The sequence below is a fragment of the Kitasatospora sp. NPDC091335 genome, assembly GCF_044757205.1.
Lineage (GTDB): Bacteria > Actinomycetota > Actinomycetes > Streptomycetales > Streptomycetaceae > Kitasatospora.
In genome coordinates this window covers 199180-218691 of sequence record NZ_JBIVUM010000011.1, presented here as the reverse complement: position 1 = coordinate 218691, position 19512 = coordinate 199180, and the positions used below count along the sequence as shown (strand labels likewise).

Here is a 19512-nt window from a genome sequence, read left to right as displayed (position 1 = left end):
CCGTGCACGCGATGCAGTACGAGATCACCCTCCCCGCCGACTACGACATGGGCGTCATCCGCAGGCGCGTCGCCGAGAAGGGTCACCTGCTCGACGCGTTTCCCGGCCTCGGCCTCAAGGCCTATCTGGTCCGCGAGCGCGGCCGGCAGGGCTCGCCCGTGAACCAGTACGCGCCGTTCTACCTCTGGCGCACCGCCGAGGGCATGAACGGCTTCCTCTGGGGCCCGGGCTTCCGCGGCCTGAGCGCCGACTTCGGGCGCCCGGCCGTCCGGCACTGGCTCGGCGCGGGCCTGGCCCACGGTGCGTCGGCAGCGGAACGCGGGGTGGCCGGGCCGCCGACCTCCGCCACCCGCGAGACCGTACGGCTGCCGGAATCCGCCGACCCGGCCGAGGCCGTCGAGCGGGCGCTCGCCGAACTGCCCGCGCACCCGGCCCTGCACACCGCCGCCGTGGCCGTCGACCCGAGCCGCTGGGAACTGCTCCGCTTCGCCCTCTGGCACGGCCCGGCGCCTGAGGACGCGCCCGGCGTCCGCTACCAGGTGCTGCACCTGTCCAGCCCCGACCTCGACCGGCTGCCGGCCGGCCGCCACTGGTGAAAGGACCCACCGTCCCGATGTCCCCCGCACCCGCTCGCGCCGCGACGCCAGCCTGTACCGGCGCCGGCCTCGCCCAGGCCCCGCTCGACCGCGAGGCCGGGCACGCCCTGCTCGCCGACCTCGCAGGTCCGGGCGCCGCTGCCACCCTCGGCGGCCTGGACGCCCTCGCCCCCGGCTTCCCCGACTGGATCGTCACCAGCCTCTTCGGCGGCACCTACCAGCGTCCCGGCCTCGCCCTGCGCGACCGCCAGGTCGCCAACCTGGCCGCCCTCACGGCCCTCGGCGGTGTCGAGCCGCAGCTCGCCGACCACGTCCGCTACAGCCGGCGGATCGGCCTGACGGAGGCGGAGATCACCGAGGTGATGGTCCACCTCGCCCCGTACGTGGGCCTTCCCAAGGCACTCGCCGGCCTGCGGGTCGCCACCGCGACCTTCGCCGAGGTGACCGAGGCAGCTGAGTCCACCGAGTCCACCGAGGCCACCGAGGCCACCGAGGCCGAGGCATGAGCCGTACCGTCCGTACCGTGCTCGGCGACCTGGACCCCGCCGGGCTCGGCGTCACCGACTCCCACGACCACCTCTTCATCCGCAGCCCGCTGCTGCCCGGTCAGGAACTGGACGACCCGGGCGCCGCCGGGGAGGTCCTGCGCGCCTACGCCGCCGCAGGTGGCCGCACCCTCGTCCAGTGGACCCCGTCCGGTCTGGGCCGTGGTGCGGCCTTCCTCGCCGCACTGTCCCGGGCGACCGGCGTGCACGTCGTCGCCGCCACCGGCGCGCACCAGGCGGTCCACTACGCGCCGGGCTGCTTCCCCGAACCCGCTGAACCCGGCGTCAGTGCGGCCGAGCGCCCTGGTCCGTACGCCGACCTCGCGGAACGTTTCGTCGCCGAGCTCACCAAGGCCCTGCCCGGCGCCCCGGAGGGGGTCAGGGCCGGGCTGATCAAGATCGCGGACGATGTGGGGCCCACCACCCGGCACACCCGGTGGACGACGGCCGCTGCCGCCGAGGCCCATCACGCCACCGGAGCCCCGATCGCCGTCCACCTCGAAGCCGACGGCGCCCCGCACCGGGTGCTGAACCGGCTGCTGGACCGGCACGGCGTCCGGCCCGACCGGATCATCCTCGGCCACCTCACCCGGCTCCCCGACCGGGGGCTGCACCGCGCCCTGGCCGCCGAGGGCGTCCACCTCGCCCTGGACAGCCCCTCCCGGGCCGGCCACCCCGCCGACCACCAGGCCTTCGAGGTGGTCGCGGACCTGGTCGAGGCCGGTCACGCCGGCCGACTGCTGCTCGGCGCCGACACCACCACCCGTACCGCCCGCGCGGCCGACGGGCCGGTCCGGCTGCTCACCGACCTCGCCCCGCGCCTCGCCCGTGCCTTCGGCCCCGAACTGCCCGAACTGCTCCTCACCACCAACCCGGCCGCCGCCTTCGCCGCCGACTGGCGCACACCGTAGGGCTCCGCGGTCCCGGACACCTCGCCGGGCACCCCTCCGGACAGCTCTCCGGGCCGCGACGCCTTCGGGCTGCCGGAACAAGGGGTGACGGATCACGGGCGCGGGAACGGGCTGACGGCCACCGGGTGCGCCCTCTACGGTGCCTGACATGGTGACGCTGACGCTCCGCCCGCTCACGACCGTCGACTGGCCGCTCTGGCGCGACCTCCGCCTCGCCGCCCTGACCGACGCGCCGGACGCCTTCAAGGCCGGCCTCGCGGACTGGCGGCACGACGGCGAGGCCCGCTGGCGCGACCGGCTCCGTCTCCCGGGCGCCCACGGGATCGCCGCCCTCCTGGACGACGACCCGGTCGGCCTGGTCGGTGGCCTCCCCGGATCGCCGGACGGAGTACGGGAGTTGCGCTCGCTGTGGGTCGCTCCGCGGGCGCGCGGCCGGGGCGTCGCGGACCGCCTCATCGAGGAGGTCGAACGCTGGGCCCTTGCCACCGGCGGCACCACGCTGCGCCTCGCCGTGCTCCCCGGCAACGCGGCAGCGCTCGCCCTGTACCGCCGCCACGGGTTCGCCCCGCTCGCTGAGCCCGGCGAGCTGCTCGCCGACGGGGTCACCTGCGAACTCCTCCTGGCGAAGCCCCTGCGGTGACTGCCACGGTCACCGTGGGAGGGCCTGTGGGATGGGCGGGCCGGGAACGCACGAGGGCGGGGCGTGTGCCGTACGGGGGACGGCACACGCCCCGCCCTCCACCGGACCGACGGGTCACATGTGGGTGCCGCCGTCGATGCGGAGCTCGGTGCCGGTGACGAAGGCGCCGTCGTCGGAGGCGAGCATGGCGATCACGCCGGCCACCGTCTCCGGGCCGGCGAAGCCCTGGCCGAGGGCGGGGGAGAGCTTGGCCAGCAGACCGAAGTCGGCGTCGGCGGGGAGACCCGGGTCGTTGGTCATGCCGCTGTCGATGCTGCCCGGCGCGACGCAGACCGCGCGCAGGCCCTGCTTCGAGTACTCCGAGGCGATGGCGTGGGTGAAGGACTGGATGCCGCCCTTGGTCGCGGCGTACGCGGCCATGTAGGGGTGGGCGAAACTCGCGGAGGTGGAGCTGAAGTTGACCACCGCGCCCCGGCCGCCGGCGAGCAGCGCGGGGAGCGCCTCGCGGGTCATCAGGAAGGTGCCGGTCAGGTTCACCGCGAGGAGCTTGTTCCAGAACTCCAGGCTGGTCTCGTGGGTGTGCGAGGAGCGGAGGATGCCGGCCGCGTTGACCAGCACGTCCAGGCCGCCCAGGCCGGCGATCGCCTCGGCGACACCCGCGACGACGGCCGGCTCGTCCGAGATGTCCAGTACCCGGATGGTCAGGCGGTCCGCGGTGCCCTCGGTGGTGGCGCGGTCCAGGGTCTTCTTCAGGCCGTCCTCGTTGACGTCGACGGCGACGACCTTCCCGCCCTCGGCGAGGATCCGGTGCACGGTGGCCTGGCCGATGCCCGAGCCGCCGCCGGTGATCAGGACGTTCCGTCCGCTGAAGCGCTCCATGGTGGTTCTCCGTTCGTTCGTGGTCTCTCGACCTCGAATGACACGGTACGTCTTTGTGGCACGTTGTGCCAACAAGTCTGATAGTGCCTCTTCGGCGCGTCGTGCCGCAATGGCATCCGCCCGCGTAGGCTGGCCCCCGTGACCGGACGCCCGACCCTGACCCAGCGCCGCCGCGAGACCACCCGGCTGGAAATCGCCCGCACCGCCGCCGCGCTCTTCGCCGAGCGGGGCGCGGAGGCGACCACCGCCGAGGAGATCGCCCTCGCCGCCGGCATCTCGCTGCGCACCTTCTACCGGTACTTCTCCGTGAAGGAGGATGCCGTCGCCCCACTGCTCGCGGCGGGTGGGCAGGAGTGGGTGGAGCTGTTCGTGGCGAGCCCCGCCGACCTGCCGCTGCGCGAGGCGCTGGAGCGTGCGGCGGTCGCGTCGCTGACCCCGGCGGACGAGTCGCGGGCCGAGATGATGCGGTGGGCCCGGGGCCTGCTGCGCGATCCGAAGCTGGGCGCCACCTGGCAGCGCGTGCATGCCGACTCGGAGGAGCGGCTGCGGGCCGCCCTTGCCGAGCGCTGCCCGGACGGCACCGATCCGCTGGAGATCCGACTGGCGGCCGCCGCCGCGACCGCGGCGATCCGGGTCGCCCTGGAACAGTGGGCCTCCTCCGACGCGCTCCTCACCGGTCCGGGCTCTCCGCAGGATCTGGGCGGGCGCTGCATGCGCGAGCTCACGGTGGGGCTGGGGCTCTGGGGGTGGGTGGGCTGAGTCCGGCCCGGTTGCGGTTGGCTGGCTGCGGTTGGTGCGGGCAGGGTGCGGCCTGCTGCACGGCGGAGGCCCATGACGAGTGACAACTTTCAGATGACAGATTTCGAAATCTGTCATCTGAAAGTTGTCATCCGTTCTCCCCGCTCCCCGTAACCTCCCAGCCGCGGTCAGCCTTCTCCCAGCTGGCGCTAGGGTTGGTCCTCGCGTCCCGGCGGGGGAACCGGGGTGACCTCCTCGGATGTCTCCAGCGGCGGGAACCGGAGTTCGAGGCGTGGGAGCAAGCAGGACATGGGTCTGACGAGCCACAAGGTGCTGGCACTGACCGCACTGATCGCGGTCGTGATGATGGTCGGCACGGTCTGGTTGTGGCCCAGACTCGCGAGGAAGAGCTGGCGGGCGGTGCTCGGCCGGATCGGCGCGCTGCTCGCCACCCAGCTCACGGTGCTCGCCGCACTCGGCCTGGTCGCGAACAACTACTTCGCGTTCTACAGCAGTTGGGACGACCTGCTGGGCACCGGCGACACCGGCCCCGTGGTGATCCACAACAAGGCGGACGCCTCCGGACGGCTGATGGTGGAGACGCTGGGCCAGGCCGCGGTCAAGGGCGGCGGCGCGATGGGCCGGGAGCCCGGCCAGTCCGGCGAGATCCGCAAGATCCGGATCGACGGCGCGGTCAGCCGGCTGTCCACCGAGGGCTACGTCTACCTGCCCCCGCAGTACTTCCAGCCGGAGTACGCCGGGAAGCAGTTCCCGGCCGTGATCGTCAGCACCGGATTCCCAGGAATCGCCGAGAACCTGATCACCCGCTTCAACTACCCGGGCGCCGCGCTCAAGCTGCTCCAGGAGGGCCGGATGCAGCCGACCGTCATGGTCCTGGTGCGTCCCTCGCCCGCGATGCCGCAGGACACCGAGTGCGAGGACATCCCGAACGGTCCGCAGTCCGACACCTACTTCACCAAGGACGTGCCCTCGGCGATCCAGGCCAGCTTCCGGGTCTCCGCCGACCCGCAGGCCTGGGCCTTCATGGGCAACTCGACCGGCGGCTACTGCGCGCTCAAGCTCGCCATGCGCCACCCGGACGTCTTCCCGACCGCCGTCGCGCTGTCCGCCTACTACGAAGCCGCTGACGACCCGACCACCGGCGACCTGTTCGGCGGCAGCAAGCAGCGCCGGGACGAGGCCGACCTGATGTGGCGGCTGAAGAACCTGCCGCAACCGAAGGTGTCCGTGCTGCTGGCCGGCACCAAGAAGGGCGACGGCAGCTACCGGCAGCAGACCGAGGCCTTCGTCGACGCGGTGCGGAGCCCGATGAAGGTCTCGTACAGCATGCTGGAGAACGGCGGCCACAACTTCGAGACCTGGAGCGCCCTGCTGCCCTCCTCGCTGGAGTGGCTGTCCCAGCACCTCAAGGTGCCGAACCAGACCGCCTGACCGACGCCGCCCGAACCCAGCCGAACCCGGCCGGACGCAACCGGCTTCCCCGGACCGACCGAACCCCCGGAGCCGCAGCTCCGGGGGTTCGACGGTCTTCGGGAGCCGTACGGCCCCCGCCCGGCGGTCCCGCCGCCCGGGTCACCTGCTCAGGCGACCCGCTCAGGCCACTCGCTCAGGCCACCCGCTCCAGCGTCCCGGTGTGCAGCTCGCCGACCCGGCCGCCCTCGCCCTCGAAGGTCCAGAAGGCCCGCACCGTCAGCCTGCCGAGGTCCATCACGTGGCTGACGGTGATCCCGCTCTGCTCCGTCCAGCTGACGAAGTAGACCTCCGGCGCGACCTCGGCGACGTGCAGCCGTACGTCCTCCCACTGGCCCGCGGACTCGCCGAGGCCCTCCCAGCGCAGCCGCGTGCCGTCGGCCGAGTAGGTGTTGCGGAAGGCCGCGCCGTTGTCGGCCCGGAAGAGGTAGGTGCGGCCGGCGAAGGCGGGCAGGGGCGCGGTCATGGCGGGGCTGGTCCTCGTTTCTGCTCGGTCGGGTCCGTGACGTCGTGGCGAGCACCCGGTCGGGCTCGCCGCTCTTGTGCACGGCGGAACATGTCAGACCTCCAATTTATCCGACCGGGTGCACTCCGTCAGACGCTCGCCACGGTACGGTCCGCCACCGCGCGGCCGGCGGGGTGTGCCGCCGGCACATGGGCAGCGCCGCGCGCCGGTCCTACCGTCCGGCCATGAGACGTACCCCCACACGCCCCGCTCCGACGAGTCGCGTCCCCACCGCCCTCGCCGCCGTGCTGCTGACCCTGGCCGCAGCCCTTCTCGGTGCCCCCGCCACCGCGCAGGCGGGCACGCCCCAGGGCACGACCCAAGGCGCAACGCAGGCCACGGCCACCGCCCCCCTCACCCTGGAAGCGACCTTCCCCACCCCCGGCAACGGCTGGGCCAAGGTCGAGCGCTACCTCGACACCACCTCGGGCTTCCGCACCGAGCAGTTCCCGTCCGACGGCCGCGGTGACCAGGACGGCGCCCGCCGGACCTACTTCGGCACCGGCCGGCCCTCCTCCGCCCGCTTCCTGCTCTACTCCGCCGCCGGCTGGGACACCGGCAGCCGGGCCACTCCCGTCCTGCTGGTCCACGGCGCCAACGACAACGCCGACCGGGCCTGGGCGAACCCGGGGGAGAGCGGCGTCTGCGGTGCCGCGAGCTGCCCCTCCACCGGGCTCGCCCAGTACCTGGCCGGCACCGGCCGCCGGGTCTTCGCGATCGGCTTCGCCCACAAGCACGGCGACAACCTGCTCCAGGCGCAGGCCGTGGGCGACGCCGTCGCACTGATCCGGGACCGGCTCGGCGTGCCCCAGGTCGACGTGGTGGCCTGGAGCAAGGGCGAGGTCGCCGCGAGGGCGTACGTGTCCTCCGTGAAACCCTCCTGGGGGAGGGCGTACGCGGGCGACGTGCGCCGTCTGGTCACCCTCGGCGGCCCGCACGGCGGGCTCGACTACGTGTACGCGCACGGCTGGGACTTCGACCTGGCCACCTGGCCGGCCTGCGGCGGCACCGCCAACGCGCCGTCCCCGCACCTCTACATGACCTGCTACGGCACGTACACCGCGCAGCCCTGCCTCGGTGTGCTGCCGAGCGGCGGGTACGACTGCTACCCGGGGCAGCGCCAGCTGCTCGCCCGCTGGGACGGCACCTACGGAGTGGACTCCACCGCGCAGGACTGGTGGACCACCTACTACGGGGGCCAGGGCCTCTACACCTCGGGCCAGGGCATCCAGGCGGCGATCGACGCGGGCTCCCTGATCGCCCCGCTCCGGCAGGCAGGTGTCCCGGCCTCGGTGCGCACCTACCTGCTGGCGGGCGGGTCGGCCGACCTCCCGGGGGTGCTCAACGAGAACCGCGGGCCGAGCGACGGCCTGGTGTTCACCGCGAGCGCCCTGGACACCACCGGTATCGCGACGGTAGGCGGCACCCGGCTGCTCGGCGGCCTCAACCACCTGGAGCTCGCCTGGGCACCGGACGCGGCGAGCCAGGTCGACGCCTGGCTGGGCTGACCAGGGCCGGTGGACCGGCGGACCGTGCACAGCCGGGCACCCACCGCCGGGCACCCACAGCCGGTGGGCGTTCACCAGTGAGCACCCACCGGCGGGGCCGCGGATCAGGACCCGGCAGCCGTCCGGACCACCGTGATGTCGAACGGCTGCCGGTTGTTGCCCGTGTTCGGGTCGTCCGCGCTGCGCACCTCGACCGAGCCGCCGCTCAGCGTGCCCACCGGAAGCTCCGGGTCGAGCCTGACCGGGACCAGGGCGGTCGCGCTGCGCCCTTCCCGCAGCCCGGGCCCGAACACGCACCGCACCACGCGGCCGTTGCCGGCCACCCGGCAGTCGGACGGGAAGAACGGGCCCTCGGCGGTGACCCCTTCCGGCAGGGTGACCACGACCGTGAACGGGGAGGCGGTGGTGTCCGGGCCCCCGTTGCCGACGAAGGCGTGGACGGTGGTGGTGCCGCCGGGCGTGGCCGCGTCGGGGTCGATCCGGACCGCCTCCAGATCGGAGCGGGACGGCCGCGCCCCGGCGGGCGCGGGCAGCGTGGAGGTCCCGGCCGTCCCGGAGCCCCCGGGCCTGGACGGCGCGGGCAGGGTGGAGGCCTCGGGCGTGGACGGCGCGGGCAGTGTCGAGGCCTGGGCCGTCCCGGAGCCGTCAGGCGTGGACGGCGCGGGCAGGACGGACGCCACCGGCGCGCCCGGCGCGACGACCTCCACCGCGGGCCGGGGCTCGGGCCGGTGCAGCGCCCAGGACGGGTCGGTGGCCAGCACCGTCACCGCGCACCCCGCCGCGACGGCCGCCGCCAGCCCGGCGCCGCCGAACCGCCGGCCTCTCGCGCCGTGCCGCACGCCACCGCGCCGCACTCCACCGCCGCGCGCCCCGTCGTCGCTCACGCCACCGCGCACGTCCCGGTGCTGCTGCTCCATCCCCGCTCACCCTGCCTCGCGTTCCGGCCGCCCGCGCCGTCGCGGGCCGCGTCCGCACCAGGGTGGCGGAGCCGCCGCCGGGGTCCGGGCGCAACCCGCCCGTCGTCCGCCCGAACGGATGACGCGGCACGCCGCCCCGACCGGTCCGTCCGGCAACGGAGGTTGACGCGGCCTCAGGGCGCGAGGACCTGCCCCAGCCTGGTGGCGATCCGGTGCATCACCGGCACCAGCGAGGAGGCGCCGGCCTGCTCCTCCAGGGCCCGGATGCGGGCCTCGGGGCCGGAGACCGAGAGCGCGGTGGGCGTCGGCGCGCCGGGGACGGCGAGTGCGATGCAGCGGACGCCGATCTCCTGCTCCTGGTCGTCGACCACGTAGCCGCGCTCGCGCGCCTCGGCGAGCTGACGCATCAGCTCCTGCGGGTCGGTGAGCGTGTACTCGGTGTGCGCGGGCAGCGGGTCGGGGCCGAGGACGGCGCGCGCCTCGTCCTCGGGCAGTTGGGCGAGCAGCGCCTTGCCGACGCCGGTGCAGTGCGGCTGCACCCGTCGGCCGACCTCGGTGAACATCCGCATCGAGCGGCGCGACTGCACCTGGCCGACGTACACCACCTCGCCGCCCTCCAGCACCGCCAGGTTGGCGGTCTCGCCGGTGGCCTCCATGAGTTCGGCCAGGTACGGGCGGGCCCAGCTGCCGAGCAGCCGGCCGGCCGTCTCGCCGAGTCGGATCAGCCGGGGGCCGAGGGTGTAGCGGCGGGCGGTGTCCTGGCGGACATAGCCCTGCTGGACGAGGGTACGAACCAGCCGGTGGATGGTCGGCATCGGGAGGCCGGACGTGGTGGCGAGTTCGCTGAGCGTGGCCACGCCGCCGGAGTCGGCCAGCGCCTCCAGGAGTTGGAAGGCGCGTTCGACGGACTGCACGCCGCCGCCCGCGCGGTCGGCGCCTGTCGTCGATGCTGGGTCGGGGGTCGCAACCACCGGCATTTCCTTCACTGTCGGGGAGGAGCAGAGTCCCGGCGACCTCTTCAACAAACCGTTGAAATTCTGTATCGCGGAAACTAGTCTCCACCTTACAGAATCGAGCCCGCCGGCCCGGCGGGTTCCGATCGCGGAAGTCCCCGAGGAAGTTCCCGCCGGAGCTCCCTTCGCCAGACTCGACCGTCTTAGGAGTGTCCTGCTCATGGCCGCAGATCAGGAGCCCTCTCCCAGCCTCGGGCTGGGGGCGCCCCCGTACGCCTCCTCCGCCGTTCCGGTCGTCACCGTCGCCGGTCCTCACGTCCACCGGGCGGAGGAGGTGCTCACTCCGGAGGCGGTCGCCTTCGTCGCCGGGCTCCACCGCGCCTTCGAGGGGCGCAGGCGGGAACTACTGGCCAGGCGGAGGAGCCGGCGCGCCGAGATCGCCGCCGCCGGCACGCTGGACTTCCTCCCCGAGACCGCCGGGATCCGGGCCGGCGACTGGAAGGTCGCCGAGGCACCGCGCGCCCTCCAGGACCGCAGGGTCGAGATCACCGGCCCGACCGACCGCAAGATGGTCGTCAACGCGCTCAACTCCGGGGCGCGGATCTGGCTCGCCGACTTCGAGGACGCCACCTCCCCGACCTGGGAGAACGTGGTCGGCGGCCAGGTCAACCTGATCGACGCCTTCGAAGGCCGGATCGACTTCACCAGCGCGGCCGGCAAGGCCTACACCCTCAAGCCCGCCGCCGAACTCGCCACCGTCGTGGTCCGCCCGCGCGGCTGGCACCTGGACGAGAACCACCTGCTGGTCGACGGCGCTCCGGTGGCCGGCGCGTTCGTCGACTTCGGCCTCTACTTCTTCCACAACGCCGCCCGGCTGCTGGCCAAGGGCGCCGAGGACCCCAACTCCGGGCCGTACTTCTACCTGCCGAAGACCGAGAGCCACCTCGAAGCCCGGCTGTGGAACGACGTGTTCACCCACGCCCAGGCCGAACTCGGCATCCCGCACGGCACCGTCAGGGCGACCGTGCTGATCGAGACCATCACCGCCGCGTTCGAGATGGACGAGATCCTCCACGAGCTGCGCGACCACGCCGCCGGACTCAACGCCGGGCGCTGGGACTACCTGTTCTCGATCGTCAAGAACTTCCGTGACGCCGGCGAGCACTACATCCTCCCCGACCGCAACAGCGTCACCATGGCCTCGCCGTTCATGGCCGCCTACACCCGGCTGCTGGTGCGGACCTGCCACCGGCGCGGCGCCCACGCGATCGGCGGCATGGCCGCGTTCATCCCGAGCCGTCGCGACCCTGAGGTCAACGCCGCCGCGCTGGAGAAGGTCAAGGCGGACAAGGACCGTGAGGCGGGCCACGGCTTCGACGGCTCCTGGGTCGCCCACCCGGACCTGGTGCCGGTCGCCCGGGCCTCCTTCGACGCGGTGCTCGGCGAGCGGCTCCACCAGAAGGACGACCCGGGCCCGGCCGGGCCGGTGACCGCCGCCCAGCTGCTCGACGTCGCCGGCGCCGGCGGCAGTTGCACCCGCGCGGGGCTGCACAACGCCGTCCAGGTCGGCATCCGGTACATCGAGGCGTGGCTGCGCGGTATCGGGGCCGTCGGCATCTTCGACATGATGGAGGACGCCGCCACCGCCGAGATCTCCCGCTCGCAGATCTGGCAGTGGATCCACAACGGGGTCGTGCTGTCCGACACCGGCGAGAAGGCCACCGCCGGGCTGGTCCGCACCCTGGTCGCCGCGGAGCTGGCCGGACTCGGCGCCGAACTGGGGGAGGACGCCTACGGCGCGGGCCGCTGGCGCGAGGCCGCCCGGCTCTTCGAACAGGTCGCCCTGGCCGATGAGTTCGTGGACTTCCTGACCCTGCCCGCGCTTCCCCTGCTGGGCTGAGCCCGGCCGGCCGGCCGGAGCCACCGCTGCCGTCTTCCGGCCCCGGGCCTGCTGGCCGACCCCGGCGCGGACACCGCCATCGACGGCGAGCTGTACGACATCCCGTTGGAGCGGCTGCGGGACGTCATCCTGCCGGGCGAACCGCGGGAGCTGGAACTGGGCGTGATCACGCTGGAGGACGGCTCCGCCTGCCTGTCCATGCTGCTCTGCCGGGGCGAAGTGGAACGCGGGGTCCATCGGGAGATCACTCACCACGGCGGCTGGCGGGCGTACCTGGCGACGCTGGGGCGTACGGCCTGACGGGGGCCGGAGAACAGATTTCAGCGAACAGATGATGAAAGTTGTCATCTGTTCGCTGAAGTCCGTCCGCTGAAACCTGTCAGCCGACGGTCCGCACACCCGCCGGGGTGGGCGTCAGACCGGACGGGCCGCCAGCTCGCGGGCCGCGCGGGCGCAGTCGCGGGCGATCCGGTCCTCGTCGACGGTGGTCAGCCGCCCCTCCTCGACCACCGCGATGCCGTTGACGAGCAGCACCGACAGCGGCGGCAGCGACCCGAAGGTGAGCGCGGCGACCGGGTCGGCGATGGAGGAGTGCATGATCCCGTCGATCTTCCACAGCGCCAGGTCGGCGAGCTTGCCGGCCTCGATCGAGCCGATCTCGTTTTGCCGGCCGAGCACCCGGGCACCGCCCATGGTGCCCAGTCGCAGCACCTGCCGGCCGGTCAGGGCGGTGGGGGAGCCGTGCAGCCGGTTGATCAGCAGCGCGTTGCGCAGCTCCGTCCCCAGCTCGCCGGATTCGTTGGAGGCGGCGCCGTCCACACCGAGGCCGACCGGCACACCGGCCCGGAGCATGTCGGGTACCCGGGCGATGCCGGCGGCCAGCCGGGCGTTGGAGGACGGGCAGTGGGCCACGCCGGTGCCGGTCCCGGCGAACTTGGCGATGTCGGAGTCGCTCATGTGCACGCAGTGCGCCATCCAGACGTCCTCGCCGAGCCAGCCCACCGACTCGAAGTAGTCCGTCGGGCCCATGCCGAACAGCTCCTTGCAGAACTGTTCCTCCTCGGCGCTCTCCGAGCCGTGGGTGTGCAGCCGGACACCCTTGCGGCGGGCGAGTTCGGCGGACCGGCGGAGCAGGTCGGTGGAGACCGAGAAGGGCGAACAGGGCGCGATCGCGACCTGCAGCATCGAGCCGAAGGAGGAGTCGTGGTGGCGGTCCACGGCGGCCTCGGAGGCGGCCAGGATGTCGTCCGGCTCCTCGACCGCGTGGTCCGGCGGGAGCCCGCCGTCCTTCTGCGAACGGTCCATCGAGCCGCGCAGCGCGGTGAAGCGCAGACCGAGTTCCCGGACGGCCTCGACGGAGGCGCCGAGGACGTCGCCGCCGTCCCTCGGGAAGACGTAGTGGTGGTCGGAGGCGGTGGTGCAGCCGGACTTGAGCAGGGCGGCGGCGGAGCCCAGACTCGCGGCGTGGACGAGCTTCGCGTCGATCCGCGCCCAGGTCGGGTAGAGGGCGACCAGCCAGTCGAACAGGATGTCGTCCTGGGCCAGGCCGCGGGTGAGCCACTGGTAGAAGTGGTGGTGGGTGTTGACCAGGCCGGGGGTGACCAGGTGGCCCTCACCGTCGATCCGGCGCACCACGTTGTCCAGCCACGCGGGGGCGGGGCCGTCCCCCACCGCCTCGACGGTGTTGCCGAGCACGACCACGTGGCCGCGGGCGTACTCGGTGTCGTTCGCGTCCACGGTGGCGATCGCGGCGTTCTCGATCACGATCCGCCGGTCGGCGGGCGGGGGCTGGACTGCCATGGTGTGACTCCTCTGGGGAGGGCCGGGAGAGGGGCGCGCACCGGATATGGCGCGCCCCTTCTCGGGCCGGTCAGGACGGTGTCGCCGTCGGCACCGTCGCGCCGGGGGCCTGGTCGGACCCGGGCCGGCGGGTGGTTCCGACGTGGTGGAAGAGCAGGTTGAGCAGGACGGCCAGTACGCAGCCGGCCGAGATCCCCGAGTGCAGCAGGGTCCGGGCGGCCTCCGGGAAGGCGTCGTAGAACGTCGGTACGGCGATCGGTACGATGCCGACCCCGAGCGAGACCGACACCAGGATGGTGTTCGAGCCCGACTCCATGCCGGCCTCCGCGAGGGTGCGGATGCCGCCGGCCGCGACAGTGCCGAAGAGCACGATCCCGGCGCCGCCGAGGACGGGCTGCGGAACCAGTGAGACGACCGAGCCGAGCACGGGGAACAGGCCCAGCAGGACCAGGATTCCTCCGCCGGCCGCGACCACGAAGCGGCTGCGGATCCTCGTCAGCGCCACCAGCCCGATGTTCTGGGCGAAGGCGCTGGCGGCGAAGCCGTTGAAGACGGGGCTGAGCGCGGTGGCCAGACCGTCGGCCCGCAGGCCGGCGGCGAGGGTGGGTTCGTCGGCCTCGCGGTCGACGATCCTGCCGAGGGCGAGCATGTCGGCGGTGGACTCGGTCATCGAGACCACCATGACGATGCACATCGAGACGATCGCGGCGGCGTCGAACGCGGGCGCGCCGAAGTGGAACGGGGAGGGGAGCGAGAACACCTTCGCGTCCTGGACCGCGCCGAAGTGGGCCAGCCCCAGCGGAAAGGCGACCAGGGTGCCGATCGCCAGACCGACGAGCAGGGACAGCTGCTGCCAGAAGCCGCGCAGCAGCCGGTGGCAGAGCACCACCGCGGCGAGCGTGATCGCGGCGAGGCCGACGGCCCGCATGGAGCCGTACCCGGGGGCGCTCGGCGAGCCGCCGCGCGCCCAGTTGACCGCCACCGGAAGCAGGGACACCCCGATGAGGGTGATCACGGTGCCCTGGACGACCGGTGGGAAGAACCGGATGAGCTTGCAGAAGTACGGTGCCGCGAGGAAGCAGAGGAGGCCCGCGACGATCACCGCTCCGAAGATCACCGGGAGGGCGTCCCTCGGGCCCCCCGTCCTGTCGACGGACCCCTTGGCGATCGCGATCATGGGCGCGACGCCCGCGAAGGAGACGCCGTTCACGAACGGCAGTCGCGCGCCGATCTTCCAGACGCCGAGGGTCTGGAGGAGGGTGGCCAGTCCGGCGGTGAACAGGCTGGCCGAGATGAGCAGGGCGAGTTCGGCGGGGGAGAGTCCGACGCCGGCGCCGACGATGAGCGGGGGTGCGACGACCCCGGCGTACATCGCGGCGACGTGCTGGAGCCCGGTGGAGAACAGCTTCACCGGGGGCAGCCACTCGTCCACGGGATGGGTTCCGGAGCCGGCCGGCTCACCGGGGAGGTGCGCCGGCGCGCCGTCCGGGCCGGGTGTTCCCGGTGAGGTGGAACCGCCTTCTGTACTGCTGGTGTTGCTGGGTGCCATGTCGAGCCCCTCTTGTGCCCGTGGCTCCCGGCGTGCCCGTGGCGCTGGAGTGCGGCCGGTTCCGATGTGACCGAGGACGGGACGGCGGTGCGGGGATCCCTCGGCCGGCCTCTCCGGTGCCCGGGGCCGGCCGCCGCGAGGCAGACACGAACTCCGGTGGGTGGGGGTGGAGAACCGCTGGTACGGGTGGAACTGCTGGAGCTGGGGGACGGGACGTCAGGCGACCGGGATGACCGGGACGACGCCCTCGCGGTGCACGGTGCCCTCGATCAGGCCGTACATGCGGTCCGCGGCGAAGTAGACCTCGTTCTCGTTCTTCAGCCCGAACGGCTCCAGATCGACCAGGAAGTGGTGCTTGTTGGGCAGTTCGAGTCGGACCTCGTCCACCTCGGCACGGTTGTCGAGGACCCGGGTGCCCATCGCGTGCAGGGTCTGCTGCAGCGAGTAGGAGTAGGTCTCGGCGAACGCCTCCAGCAGGTGCCGCTTCACCTGGGCGTAGGAGCGGTTCCAGTCGGGCTGGGCCTCGCCGTCCCCGCCGCTGTGGCCGAACTTCCAGCGGGCGGTGACCTGGGTGGCGAGGATGCGGTCGTACGATTCCCTGAGCGTGGTGTAGCCGTCCTTGATGTAGCCCCAGAACTCCGAGTCGGTGGAGTTCATGACGACCAGGTCCTTCAGGCCGGAGACGACCCGGACGGCCTCGCCGTCGTAGACGATCTCGCTGGTGCGGACCTCCTGGCCGGTACGGACGAAGGAGTGGCCGGCCTCCTCCGAACCGGTGAGGCGGGTGGAACTGCCCGGAGTCCTGATCCGGTCCCAGGCGTACTCCTCGATCCGGATCCGGGCGCCGTGTACGACGCCGCGCTCGGTGTCGTCGACGAAGTGGCGGGCCAGGAGGATGCCGAACGCCTCGGCCGACTCGATGCCGTACTTCTTGGCGAAGGCGTAGACGGTGTTCTTGGTGGTGTCGGTGGGGAGGCAGTTGGCGTTGGACCCGGTGAGGTGGACGTCCTCGAACTCGCCGCGCAGCGAGACCGAGACGTTCAGGTCCTTGATCTCGTGCCGGGTGGAGTCGCGGCGGATCCGGACGATGCGGTTCTCCGCCTTGCCGTACTGGTTCTGGCCGAGCACGTGGGCCATGGCGTGGCTCCTAAGCTTTCCGGGCCGGTCTACTGGCTTCCGCGGTAGACCGAGTAGCCGAACGGGTTGAGCAACAGCGGCACGTGGCAGTGGTGCTGTCCGGGCGCGACCGTGAAGACGATCGAGACCTCGGGGAAGAACGGCGGTTCGGCGGACTTGAGCGCGTGGTAGGCACCGGTGTCGAAGAGCAGCCGGACGACCGAGCCCGCCTCCACGGCCGGCAGGTCCCTGACCCGGCCGTCGGAGTCCGTGGCGGAGGCGCCGAGCACCTGCCAGCCGCCCTCGGTGCGCAGTGCGAGCTCGACCGGGACGCCCTCGGCCGGTCGGCCGAGGCTGGTGTCGAGCACGTGGGTGGAGATGCCAGTCATGGATGAAGTGACCTTACTGATTTCGGAAATGATGACGCGTCAGCTTTCTGGATGGTCGCGCCTCGCGCCTGTCCGGCACGATATTTTCTGACGATGCGTCAGGATCCGTCGAGCAGACGGCCGAGCCGGATGTCGTTGATCCTGAGCAGCTCCCCGCGGACGATCTCAGCCTCGGTGGCGGCGTCGTTGGGATGGCGCTCCCGCAGGGCGGCGAGCATGCCGGTCGCGGTGCGGCCGGTCGCGCGGATCAGGAACACGTGGCCGAACTTGGCCTCGTAGGCGGCGCTGGCCTCGTGCAGCTCGTCGAGGAGGGCCCGGTCCGCGCCCTGGATTCCGGCCTGTTCGCGCTCGGAGGCGGCGTCGCCCGCGATGGGCTCGCCGATCCGGGCGTGGCCGGCCGTCGCGTCGCGCAGGTCCTCGGCCGTCAGTGACGCCATGGCCGTCGCGTTGGCGGTGAGCAGGGATTCCCGGTCGGGCCAGGGTCTGGTCTCCGCGACCGCGGCGGCCCAGCGGGGGCTGGAGCACACCTCCAGCAGGATCTCCGCCAACTCCGCGGCGTCGGCCTCGGCCAGGGCGTCAAGGGTGTGGGGGCGGTTGGTCACGAGTGGACCTCCTGAAGAGTGGTGCCACCCGGAAAAGCTAGATCGGCCCCACCCGGCCGTCAACACTTTGTTGAATGGTTGGTGGTGACGTTTTTCGAGCCGGCCCGCGATGCCGGCCCTTTCGTGGGCGATTCGCCAAGTGTGCCCCGCCGCAGGCCGATCCAGTCCTGCCGCACCGGCGGGGTCACCCGTTCGGAAGTCCCCGTGGCCGGGGTCCGCGCGCGCCCCGGGGGCGCCGAGCGGGCGTCAGGGCGACTTGGAAGCGTCCTGCCGGTTCAGGTAGTTGTACACGGTGAAGCGGCTGACGCCCAGGGCCGAGGCGACCGTCTCCACGCCGTGGCGGACGGTGAAGGCGCCGCGCTCCTCCAGGAGTGCGACGACCCGCTGCTTCTCCAGCCGGTCGAGTTCGGCCAGCGGGCGGCCGTCGAACCGGCGGGCCGTCTCGGCCAGCAGCCGGTCCAGCGCACTGTTCAGGTGTGGCAGTCGGACGGCCAGGGCCGGGGCGCCCTCCCACTCCAGGACCAGGTCGTCGGGCTTCGCCTCGTCCAGCGGGACGGGCGTCGCGCCGACCGCGGCGAGCAGCGGCTTCACCGCCGCGGCGAGCGGGTGTTCCACGTTCTCGGTCACGGCGTACCGTCCTCCTCGCCCAGCACGCTGACCTGGACCGAGATCCGGGTCGCCCCGGCGTCCAGGGTCTCCCTGAGCAACGTGGTCACCGCGGCGAGGACCTGCTCGGCCCCACCCTCGGCGCCGGTGCCGAAGGGGCCGACCGACACGGCCAGGCCGGCCTCGTCGACGACCTTGCGGGCCGCCGCGGCGTGCTCCGGGAACGTGTCCAGTTCGAACGGTTCTGTCGTGAACTCCACCATCAATCGCACGGGGTCACTGTAGCGAGCGGGGGTGCGGGCGGGCAGGGCCGGGCGATCGAACGGTCGGCCCTCCTGGGGAATGGTCCGCCCGGGACTTCCCGTCCGGTCGTGCCCGCGCCGTCGGGAGGCCGGACCCGGCCGGCGTGCGGGCCGGGGCTCATCCGCCCGCTGCCGGTCGCTCCGAGCCGGTGACGCGTACGTCCCCCTGGGGGCACGTCGGACATGCCCGGTGCGTGTCACCCGGCCGCTCCCCGCCGAGGGGGCTGGCTCCGCGGGCCGCCCGGGCACATGCTGGACGCACGGCGCAGCACCACCGCCGCACCCGTACGGAAGCGAGGACCCGCGTCATGCCCCCCACCCCCCGTCAGGGCCATGTGGTCGTCGCTCCCGACAAGTTCAAGGGCAGCCTGGAGGGCCCAGAGGCGGCCGCCAGGATCGCCGCCGGGATCCGGCGCGCCGCGCCCGGCACCGAGGTGCGCGAACTGCCCGTCGCCGACGGCGGCGAGGGCACCCTGGCCGCGGCGCTCGCGGCCGGCTTCAGCAGGGTCCCGGTCGAGGTGGCGGGCCCGACCGGCCTGCCGGTGGACGCCGCGCTCGCCGTCCGGGACGACACGGCCGTGGTCGAGCTGGCGCAGGCCTCCGGCCTCGCCCGGCTGCCCGGTGGCCGCGCCGCCCCGCTCACGGCCGGGTCGTACGGGGTCGGCGGGCTGATCGCCGAGGCCGTCTCGCTCGGCGTCAAGCGGATCGTCCTGGGCCTCGGCGGCAGCGCCTGTACGGACGGCGGCGCCGGCATGGTGCAGGCGCTCGGGGTGCGGCTGCGCGACGCGGACGGGGTCGAACTTCCGCCAGGTGGAGCCGCGTTGGGCCGGCTCGCGGAGATCGACCTCGGTTCGCCGGCCGAGCTGCTGGGCGGCGTCGAACTCGTGGTGGCCTGCGACGTGGACAACCCGCTGCTCGGGCCGCGCGGCGCCGCCGCCGTCTACGGTCCGCAGAAGGGCGCCGACGGCGAGGACCTGGTGGTCCTGGAGGCGGGGCTGACCCGGTTCGCCGACCTGGTCGCCGAGGCCACCGGGCGGGACGTCAGGGAGGCGCCCGGTGCCGGCGCCGCGGGCGGGGTGGGCTTCGCCGCCCTCGCGCTGCTCGGTGCCACCATGCGACCCGGCATCGAACTGCTGCTCGACCTGCTGGGCTTCGACGAGGCCGTGCGGGGGGCGCGCCTCGTCGTGACCGGCGAGGGCTGTCTGGACGCGCAGACGCTCCACGGCAAGGCACCCGCGGGAGTCGCCGCGGCGGCCGCCCGGGCGGGGGTTCCGGTGGCCGTGGTGGCGGGACGGCTGGAGCTCTCCGAGTCCGAGTGGCGGGCCGCCGGGTTCGCCGCCGCGGTGGCCCTGGCCGACCTGACCGGGCTGACCGGCTTGACCGAGCAGTCGGGGGACAGCATGGCCAGGGCCGGCGAGCTGGCCGAACGCGCGGGGGAGCGGCTGGCGGAGCGGCTGTTGGCGCCCTGAACTCTCGTACGTCCATCCATTGACGTTTTGTTGAAGGCGGGCCTAGGCTCCCGGCGATCCCTCGGCGCCGCCCGCGATTCCAGCACCCCCGAACCA

21 protein-coding genes are annotated in these 19512 nt (G+C 73.2%); 10 read left to right on the top strand and 11 right to left on the bottom strand.

Annotation, left to right across the window (positions count from 1 at the left end; translation table 11 throughout):
* Positions 1-2: 2 nt before the first annotated feature.
* The 4 genes from ACIQOW_RS23925 to ACIQOW_RS23910 all read left to right on the top strand — a co-directional run bounded on the left by ACIQOW_RS23925 (position 3) and on the right by ACIQOW_RS23910 (position 2692).
* The gene (locus ACIQOW_RS23925) at positions 3-596 is read left to right on the top strand and encodes a DUF4865 family protein (protein ID WP_401088074.1); all 594 of its coding nucleotides are present in this window, start codon (positions 3-5) and stop codon (positions 594-596) included.
* Positions 597-613: 17 nt separating this feature from the next.
* Complete coding sequence (locus ACIQOW_RS23920) at positions 614-1102, top strand: carboxymuconolactone decarboxylase family protein (protein WP_401088072.1); 489 nt, start codon at positions 614-616, stop codon at positions 1100-1102.
* Positions 1099-2052, top strand: a complete 954-nt coding sequence (locus tag ACIQOW_RS23915; RefSeq protein ID WP_401088070.1) for a phosphotriesterase — start codon at positions 1099-1101, stop codon at positions 2050-2052. Before ACIQOW_RS23920 ends, ACIQOW_RS23915 begins: the two co-directional genes overlap by 4 nt.
* A 148-nt stretch (positions 2053-2200) precedes the next feature.
* On the top strand, positions 2201-2692 hold the full coding sequence (locus ACIQOW_RS23910) for a GNAT family N-acetyltransferase (RefSeq protein WP_401088068.1): 492 nt from the start codon (positions 2201-2203) through the stop codon (positions 2690-2692).
* A gap of 114 nt (positions 2693-2806) precedes the next feature.
* Here ACIQOW_RS23910 and ACIQOW_RS23905 read toward each other — a convergent pair whose 3' ends face one another.
* Entirely contained in the window at positions 2807-3571 is a 765-nt protein-coding gene (locus ACIQOW_RS23905) for an SDR family NAD(P)-dependent oxidoreductase (RefSeq protein WP_401088066.1), read from the bottom strand.
* 138 nt (positions 3572-3709) lie between these two features.
* On the opposite strand from ACIQOW_RS23905, the gene ACIQOW_RS23900 reads away from it, so the two are divergent.
* A complete protein-coding gene (locus ACIQOW_RS23900; RefSeq protein WP_401088064.1) occupies positions 3710-4330 on the top strand; it encodes a TetR family transcriptional regulator in 621 nt (206 codons plus the stop codon).
* A 288-nt stretch (positions 4331-4618) separates the two neighbouring features.
* Positions 4619-5761 carry an alpha/beta hydrolase gene (locus ACIQOW_RS23895; RefSeq protein WP_401088062.1) on the top strand — a complete coding sequence of 381 codons (1143 nt, stop codon included), beginning with the start codon at positions 4619-4621 and terminating at the stop codon, positions 5759-5761.
* Positions 5762-5936: 175 nt separating this feature from the next.
* On the opposite strand, the gene ACIQOW_RS23890 is transcribed toward ACIQOW_RS23895, so the two are convergent.
* Positions 5937-6266: a MoaF-related domain-containing protein gene (locus tag ACIQOW_RS23890; protein WP_188298185.1), complete on the bottom strand. Its 330-nt coding sequence runs from the start codon at positions 6264-6266 to the stop codon at positions 5937-5939.
* Between the two features lie 224 nt (positions 6267-6490).
* Here ACIQOW_RS23890 and ACIQOW_RS23885 point away from each other — a divergent pair, with 224 nt between their 5' ends.
* Positions 6491-7813, top strand: coding sequence for an esterase/lipase family protein (locus ACIQOW_RS23885; RefSeq protein WP_401088060.1), 1323 nt, complete (start codon positions 6491-6493; stop codon positions 7811-7813).
* A 104-nt stretch (positions 7814-7917) separates the two neighbouring features.
* Here the strand turns inward: ACIQOW_RS23885 and ACIQOW_RS23880 are convergent, their stop codons facing one another.
* Positions 7918-8730, bottom strand: coding sequence for a hypothetical protein (locus ACIQOW_RS23880; RefSeq protein ID WP_401088058.1), 813 nt, complete (start codon positions 8728-8730; stop codon positions 7918-7920).
* A 173-nt stretch (positions 8731-8903) separates the two neighbouring features.
* A complete protein-coding gene (locus ACIQOW_RS23875) occupies positions 8904-9707 on the bottom strand; it encodes an IclR family transcriptional regulator (protein WP_401088056.1) in 804 nt (267 codons plus the stop codon).
* 196 nt (positions 9708-9903) lie between these two features.
* Between ACIQOW_RS23875 and aceB the strand changes: the two genes are divergently transcribed.
* Positions 9904-11583, top strand: a complete 1680-nt coding sequence (aceB, locus tag ACIQOW_RS23870; protein ID WP_401088054.1) for a malate synthase A — start codon at positions 9904-9906, stop codon at positions 11581-11583.
* A gap of 48 nt (positions 11584-11631) precedes the next feature.
* Entirely contained in the window at positions 11632-11883 is a 252-nt protein-coding gene (locus ACIQOW_RS23865) for a hypothetical protein (protein ID WP_401088187.1), read from the top strand.
* 114 nt (positions 11884-11997) lie between these two features.
* On the opposite strand, the gene ACIQOW_RS23860 is transcribed toward ACIQOW_RS23865, so the two are convergent.
* From ACIQOW_RS23860 to ACIQOW_RS23830, 7 genes are all read right to left on the bottom strand, one after another.
* Positions 11998-13383, bottom strand: coding sequence for an 8-oxoguanine deaminase (locus tag ACIQOW_RS23860; protein ID WP_401088052.1), 1386 nt, complete (start codon positions 13381-13383; stop codon positions 11998-12000).
* A gap of 70 nt (positions 13384-13453) precedes the next feature.
* Entirely contained in the window at positions 13454-14932 is a 1479-nt protein-coding gene (locus ACIQOW_RS23855; protein ID WP_401088050.1) for a nucleobase:cation symporter-2 family protein, read from the bottom strand.
* 216 nt (positions 14933-15148) lie between these two features.
* Positions 15149-16069 (bottom strand): factor-independent urate hydroxylase, encoded by a 921-nt coding sequence (pucL, locus tag ACIQOW_RS23850; RefSeq protein ID WP_401088048.1) that lies wholly within the window; start codon positions 16067-16069, stop codon positions 15149-15151.
* Between the two features lie 29 nt (positions 16070-16098).
* On the bottom strand, positions 16099-16437 hold the full coding sequence (gene uraH, locus ACIQOW_RS23845; RefSeq protein WP_401088045.1) for a hydroxyisourate hydrolase: 339 nt from the start codon (positions 16435-16437) through the stop codon (positions 16099-16101).
* A gap of 98 nt (positions 16438-16535) precedes the next feature.
* Positions 16536-17039 carry a 2-oxo-4-hydroxy-4-carboxy-5-ureidoimidazoline decarboxylase gene (uraD, locus tag ACIQOW_RS23840; protein ID WP_401088042.1) on the bottom strand — a complete coding sequence of 168 codons (504 nt, stop codon included), beginning with the start codon at positions 17037-17039 and terminating at the stop codon, positions 16536-16538.
* A 246-nt stretch (positions 17040-17285) separates the two neighbouring features.
* On the bottom strand, positions 17286-17666 hold the full coding sequence (locus ACIQOW_RS23835; RefSeq protein ID WP_188299490.1) for a helix-turn-helix domain-containing protein: 381 nt from the start codon (positions 17664-17666) through the stop codon (positions 17286-17288).
* Positions 17663-17917 carry a thiamine-binding protein gene (locus tag ACIQOW_RS23830; protein WP_188299491.1) on the bottom strand — a complete coding sequence of 85 codons (255 nt, stop codon included), beginning with the start codon at positions 17915-17917 and terminating at the stop codon, positions 17663-17665. Before ACIQOW_RS23830 ends, ACIQOW_RS23835 begins: the two co-directional genes overlap by 4 nt.
* A gap of 338 nt (positions 17918-18255) precedes the next feature.
* Here ACIQOW_RS23830 and ACIQOW_RS23825 point away from each other — a divergent pair, with 338 nt between their 5' ends.
* Positions 18256-19416 carry a glycerate kinase gene (locus ACIQOW_RS23825; RefSeq protein ID WP_401088039.1) on the top strand — a complete coding sequence of 387 codons (1161 nt, stop codon included), beginning with the start codon at positions 18256-18258 and terminating at the stop codon, positions 19414-19416.
* Positions 19417-19512 lie beyond the last annotated feature (96 nt).

Coding starts and splice junctions, on each gene's coding strand:
- ACIQOW_RS23920 (WP_401088072.1), top strand. CDS start 614: ATGTCCCCCGCACCCGCTCGCGCCGCGACGCCAGCCTGTACCGGCGCC.
- ACIQOW_RS23915 (WP_401088070.1), top strand. CDS start 1,099: ATGAGCCGTACCGTCCGTACCGTGCTCGGCGACCTGGACCCCGCCGGG.
- ACIQOW_RS23910 (WP_401088068.1), top strand. CDS start 2,201: ATGGTGACGCTGACGCTCCGCCCGCTCACGACCGTCGACTGGCCGCTC.
- ACIQOW_RS23905 (WP_401088066.1), bottom strand. CDS start 3,571: ATGGAGCGCTTCAGCGGACGGAACGTCCTGATCACCGGCGGCGGCTCG.
- ACIQOW_RS23895 (WP_401088062.1), top strand. CDS start 4,619: ATGGGTCTGACGAGCCACAAGGTGCTGGCACTGACCGCACTGATCGCG.
- ACIQOW_RS23890 (WP_188298185.1), bottom strand. CDS start 6,266: ATGACCGCGCCCCTGCCCGCCTTCGCCGGCCGCACCTACCTCTTCCGG.
- ACIQOW_RS23885 (WP_401088060.1), top strand. CDS start 6,491: ATGAGACGTACCCCCACACGCCCCGCTCCGACGAGTCGCGTCCCCACC.
- ACIQOW_RS23880 (WP_401088058.1), bottom strand. CDS start 8,730: ATGGAGCAGCAGCACCGGGACGTGCGCGGTGGCGTGAGCGACGACGGG.
- ACIQOW_RS23875 (WP_401088056.1), bottom strand. CDS start 9,707: ATGCCGGTGGTTGCGACCCCCGACCCAGCATCGACGACAGGCGCCGAC.
- aceB (WP_401088054.1), top strand. CDS start 9,904: ATGGCCGCAGATCAGGAGCCCTCTCCCAGCCTCGGGCTGGGGGCGCCC.
- ACIQOW_RS23860 (WP_401088052.1), bottom strand. CDS start 13,383: ATGGCAGTCCAGCCCCCGCCCGCCGACCGGCGGATCGTGATCGAGAAC.
- ACIQOW_RS23855 (WP_401088050.1), bottom strand. CDS start 14,932: ATGGCACCCAGCAACACCAGCAGTACAGAAGGCGGTTCCACCTCACCG.
- pucL (WP_401088048.1), bottom strand. CDS start 16,069: ATGGCCCACGTGCTCGGCCAGAACCAGTACGGCAAGGCGGAGAACCGC.
- uraH (WP_401088045.1), bottom strand. CDS start 16,437: ATGACTGGCATCTCCACCCACGTGCTCGACACCAGCCTCGGCCGACCG.
- ACIQOW_RS23825 (WP_401088039.1), top strand. CDS start 18,256: ATGCCCCCCACCCCCCGTCAGGGCCATGTGGTCGTCGCTCCCGACAAG.